Source organism: Pseudoalteromonas sp. 2CM41L (assembly GCF_023161905.1).
In the GTDB taxonomy this organism is placed as follows: Bacteria; Pseudomonadota; Gammaproteobacteria; order Enterobacterales; family Alteromonadaceae; genus Pseudoalteromonas; species Pseudoalteromonas atlantica.
Window position 1 is genome coordinate 7,843 of sequence record NZ_JALNTN010000031.1, and the last position, 5,135, is coordinate 12,977.

The 5,135-nt window shown below is 40.5% G+C and carries 5 protein-coding genes; 3 read left to right on the top strand and 2 right to left on the bottom strand.

Annotated elements, in window-relative coordinates; genetic code table 11:
• Positions 1 to 380: 380 nt before the first annotated feature.
• Complete coding sequence (gene ampE, locus MTF64_RS19735) at positions 381 to 1,232, bottom strand: beta-lactamase regulator AmpE (protein WP_248452427.1); 852 nt, start codon at positions 1,230 to 1,232, stop codon at positions 381 to 383.
• 13 nt (positions 1,233 to 1,245) lie between these two features.
• Complete coding sequence (ampD, locus tag MTF64_RS19740; RefSeq protein WP_248452428.1) at positions 1,246 to 1,800, bottom strand: 1,6-anhydro-N-acetylmuramyl-L-alanine amidase AmpD; 555 nt, start codon at positions 1,798 to 1,800, stop codon at positions 1,246 to 1,248.
• A gap of 215 nt (positions 1,801 to 2,015) precedes the next feature.
• Here ampD and nadC point away from each other — a divergent pair, with 215 nt between their 5' ends.
• The 3 genes from nadC (at position 2,016) to MTF64_RS19755 (ending at position 5,049) form a co-directional block, all read left to right on the top strand.
• A complete protein-coding gene (gene nadC / locus MTF64_RS19745; protein WP_248452429.1) occupies positions 2,016 to 2,867 on the top strand; it encodes a carboxylating nicotinate-nucleotide diphosphorylase in 852 nt (283 codons plus the stop codon).
• 469 nt (positions 2,868 to 3,336) lie between these two features.
• Complete coding sequence (locus MTF64_RS19750) at positions 3,337 to 3,753, top strand: prepilin-type N-terminal cleavage/methylation domain-containing protein (RefSeq protein ID WP_282447058.1); 417 nt, start codon at positions 3,337 to 3,339, stop codon at positions 3,751 to 3,753.
• A 75-nt stretch (positions 3,754 to 3,828) separates the two neighbouring features.
• Positions 3,829 to 5,049, top strand: a complete 1,221-nt coding sequence (locus MTF64_RS19755) for a type II secretion system F family protein (protein WP_248452430.1) — start codon at positions 3,829 to 3,831, stop codon at positions 5,047 to 5,049.
• The last annotated feature ends 86 nt before the right edge of the window (positions 5,050 to 5,135 follow it).

Genomic DNA, 5,135 nt, shown 5'->3' on the forward strand with positions numbered 1-5,135 from the left:
CGTAGCAGCTGGTTTACCCCGCGACCAATTATCCTGCCGCGATACTCACCCTAAGCGAGGTACACATTGCGCGATGTAAAATCGCGACTACGCATAACCGTAGCAGCGGGTTTACCCCGCGACCAATTATCCTGCCGCGATACTCACTCTAAGAGAGATACACATTGCGCGATGTAAAATCGCGACTACGCAAAACCGTAGCAGCTGGTTTACCCCGCGACCAATTATCCTGCCGCGATACTCACCCTAAGCGAGGTACACATTGCGCGATGTGAAATCGCGACTGCATAAACCGTAGCAGCGGGTTTACCCCGCGACCAACACCCCCACCTCGATACTCCCCCTAAGCGCGGCGTACATTGCGCGATGTGAAATCGCGACTACGATAAACCGCCAAATAAAGTAAGCAGTGCGATAAGTACTAAATAAAAAAGCACGTTGCGTTTAACTAATTTAATCATACAAGTGGCTTCAATAGCACATCCGTAATAACGCTGCTCTACTTGCTCAGCCGCAAGCGCTGTACACGTAACAACTTTGCGGTTTGGCGTTTTAAAATCCAATACATAATGCAACCAGCAGCTTGTACCTTTATTAAAGTTACCAATGACTAAATAGCCAAAGCTTGCAACACGCGCTGGTAGCCAATCTAGCCAAAATAATAATTTATGCAACAGATTAAAACGATTTGCAAACACCACTTTATGGTTTTCTTTAACTAAATCGGCCAACGTACGAACTATTGCATACAACACGGCCCCTGGGGCGCCAAGCATTACAAACCAAAAAATAACGGCGCAATAAAATCTAAAATTAATCCACGCTAAGGTTTGCCCAAATGTTTCTCCGCCCTCTTCATCCTCTAGGTGTTTTTGCCCCATTTGTAGTGCGTATAATGAGGCCGCGGTTTTATCATCCCGCGTTAGTGCATTTAAATACGACTTATATAAAGCGCGGTGCTTAGCACAACCAAAACAAACCAATAAAACCGCAACATTAATAGCTAACTGCCAAAGTACAAAGTCTGAGAATACATATATAAGCGCAACAGCCACTACCGGCAAAAGTAACCAAATTAAAAAGCCAATTGCCGAGCTAAACAATCCGTTTTCACTAAGTAATTTACCCGAGCGATTAAAATAACCATTAACGTAATGGCTTATTTGCCAATACTGTGATCGCGCACCTAAACGCTCAAGTATTAGTGCAATAATTATAGAAACTAAAATCATGATAGCGACTCACTTAATTTGCTTGTTCTAGCCCGCTTATATAAGCAAGCCAATTAAAACTTTCCCCAGGGTCGGTTTTTCGCCCAGGTGCTATATCGCAATGCCCTACAACTCGCTTAGTGGTGATAAGCGGGTAACGGGTCATAATTGCCTTTGTTAGGCTATGTAAGCTGGTGTACTGCGCCTGAGTGTAAGGTGTGGTATCTGTACCCTCAAGTTCAATGCCTATACTAAAGTTATTACATGCGCTTTGCCCTTCATATTCAGATTGCCCGGCATGCCACGCGCGTTTATTAAATGGCACATATTGAATAATCTCGCCAGTACGTTTTATAAAACAGTGCGCTGACACTCTAAGCCCATTTAAATCACAAAAACTGGGGTGCGCATTACAATCAATCTCACCCATAAACAGGGCATCAACGTGTTCAGTGCCAAATTGCCCAGCCGGCAAGGAAATATTATGAATTACCAATAGCGAAATATCGGTATTTTCAGGGCGCTCATCAAAATGCGTACAAGGCCGCTGTGTTATATTAGCGACAACTCCGCTTGAATCTATCTGCATTATTTTAATACCACGGTATACATAAACTTGATGCTAAAGGATTTATATAAATAATGATAGCCATTGCGGCTAGCTAACATTCAGCTGGTAGCATTACTTTTAGCAGCCATGCTATATATGTAGGTGTAATAAACCCCGCTCATTTAAAAGCGCTTCTATTAGTTATTTAAACATAGTAAAATTTGCTTAATTTATTAACACTTATGAGCCTTCATATGTCAATTTCGCACACGCTTATTACTCAACTTGTCACCCTCGCCTTAGATGAAGATCTAAATTATCAATCAGCACAAGACGGCGACATTACCGCACAGCTTATTCCACAAAACGAGCACGCAAATGCTAAAGTAATTACCCGCGAAGACTGCGTTTTTTGCGGTAAAGACATCATTATAGAAGTGTTTAAGCAAGTAGATCCAAGCGTTGAAGTAAACGTATTAGTAAATGATGGCGACTTTGTGCCAGCAAATAGCACCTTATTTACAGCTAAAGGTTCTGCCCGCGCTATTTTAACTGCAGAGCGTACCGCGCTTAACTTTGTACAAACGCTTTCGGGTACCGCAACCACAACTGCAAATTATGTAAAAGAGCTTAGCGGCACCACAACCCAACTGCTCGATACCCGTAAAACAATACCAGGACTCAGGCTACTTCAAAAATACGCTGTAAAATGCGGCGGCGGTGCAAATCACCGTATAGGCTTATTTGATGCGTTTTTAATTAAAGAAAACCACATAGCAGCGTGTGGCGGAATTGATAAAGCAGTCGCACAAGCCAAGCAAAACCACCCTACAAAACCCGTAGAAGTAGAGGTTGAATCGTTAAATGAACTTGAGCAAGCTATTAATGCAGGCGCCGACATAATCATGCTCGATAATTTTAGCGTTGAACAAATTCAGCAAGCTGTGGTCACTACTAATAAGCGCGCTAAATTAGAGGTTTCTGGCAATATGACGCTAGAAACGCTTAAAACTTACTCGCAGGTAGGAGTCGACTTCATCTCCAGCGGCGCACTTACAAAAAATTTACAATCAATCGATTTATCGATGCGTTTCGAGCAATTTTAAAACAGTAAATTTACCTTTACTATAGCTAATCAATTGACAATCTAAGAAAAAAGACTTTAAATAAGCCAAAAGAGCTACTTTGTAACATTTTGTTAAATAAAGTATCCTTTTTAGAAAAATATGTGTGCTTTAAGCATAAAAAAAGTGTTACACTAACCCAGTTGTATTACTTCCTTGAAAAATATAGCAATAAGTAACTGCTTTTTCTTTTAATCTTAAAAAAATACCTAAAAGATTAAAGCAAATGGTCAGTATGTTTCCTATATTTAGTCTACTTTGTGTTTAGGTAGTCTGTGCAAGTTGCAACATAATGAACTCACATTTAGCTTTTGTGTTTCATACCTAAGGCTAAAAGTACGTGAAAATCTATTTTTAAGTAAATCTGTAAAGTTAATCAGGTAAATTAAATTTGGCATTTTCGCCACTAACCTGACTACCTTACAAAACATTATCCTTTAGGAGAGGAAACATGAAAACAATGACTCAAAAACAACAGGGTTTCACCCTAATCGAACTAATGATTGTTGTAGCAATCATCGGTATTCTTGCAGCAGTAGCGTTACCTGCTTATCAAGATTATACTAAAAAAGCTCGTTTTTCTGAAGTTGTATCAATTGGTGAAGGTTATAAAACCGCTGTTACACTTTGCATTCAAGAAAATGGAGGTGTACTCGCTGGTTGTGACGCAGGCAGTCTAGGTATCCCTGCTGTACCAACAACACTTCCAGCAGCTATAAAATCTTTAACTGTAAAAGATGCTGTAATAACAGCAACAGCAGAAGCAAACGCAGGCGGTTATACTTGGGTTGTTACACCGAAAGTTGATGGTGGCTCTACGCAATTTACACAAACTGGTACATGTAAAGCGGCAAATTTTTGCTCATAAGTTAATATTTTAAGCAGAGTCTTTACTCTGCTTTTTTCTATTTCGTTCTAATTTAAATAGAAATCGGTAACTATAATGTCAAAAGAGAACGATAAGCTAGATGTATTTCAATGGGTAGGCGTCAGCGCAAGAGGAAAACGCTTAGAAGGAGAGCTATCAGGTATTAGTATTGCCCTTGTGAAAGCACAACTGAGAAAGCAAGGCATAACACCATCTAAAGTAAAGAGAAAGCCAAAACCCCTCTTTGGTACCCGCCTCCAAAAAATAACACCAAAGGATATTGCTTTAGTTACACGCCAAATTGCCACTATGCTAATGGCAGGCGTACCACTTATTCAAGCAATTGAAATGATAGGCACAGGCTCTACCAACAAAAGTGTAGCAAAGTTAATGGAAACTATTGGCGATGAAGTAAAAGCTGGCCAACCTCTATCCACAGCCCTTAGAAGACATCCTCGCTATTTTGATGATTTGTATTGCGACTTAGTGGCATCAGGCGAGCAATCTGGCGCACTTGATAAAATATTTGACCGTGTTGCTCTATATAAAGAAAAATCCGAAGCGCTTAAATCAAAAATTAAAAAAGCCATGTTTTACCCTATCGCGGTTTTAGTGGTTGCGCTTATAGTTACCTCAATACTGCTCATATTTGTAGTACCACAATTTCAAGAGATTTTTAATAGCTTTGGAGCACAACTCCCCGCATTTACCTTATTTGTTATTGGTATTTCTGAGTTTATGCAAGAATATTGGTGGATGATTTTAATAGCCATTGTTGGTTTTGGTTACGCGTTTAAAGAAGCCAAGCTCAGAAGTTTAAAACTTAGAGATGCAACCGATCGCGCTATATTAAAACTCCCTATAATTGGCATGATTTTAAATAAAGCCGCTGTTGCACGTTACGCTCGTACGCTTTCGACCACCTTTGCTGCGGGTGTACCACTTGTTGATGCACTCGACTCAGCTGCTGGTGCGTCCGGTAATGCTGTGTATCGCTATGCTATTTTAGATATTAAAGCAGAGGTGAGTTCGGGTAATCAAATGAACTGGGCGATGCGTAACTCTAAAATATTCCCCGACATGGTTATTCAAATGGTGGCCATTGGTGAAGAGTCTGGCTCGTTAGATGGCATGCTTGCTAAAGTAGCGACTATTTACGAGCAAGAAGTTGATGATGCAGTTGATGGCTTATCTAGCTTATTAGAGCCGCTTATTATGGCAGTGCTGGGTGTGCTCGTCGGTGGCTTAATTGTTGCCATGTACTTGCCGATTTTCCAATTAGGCTCAGTAATTTAAAAACATAGCTGTAAGCTGTAAGCTGTAAGCTGTAAGCTGTAAGCTGTAAGCTGTAAGCTGTAAGCTGTAAGCTGTAAGCTGTAAGC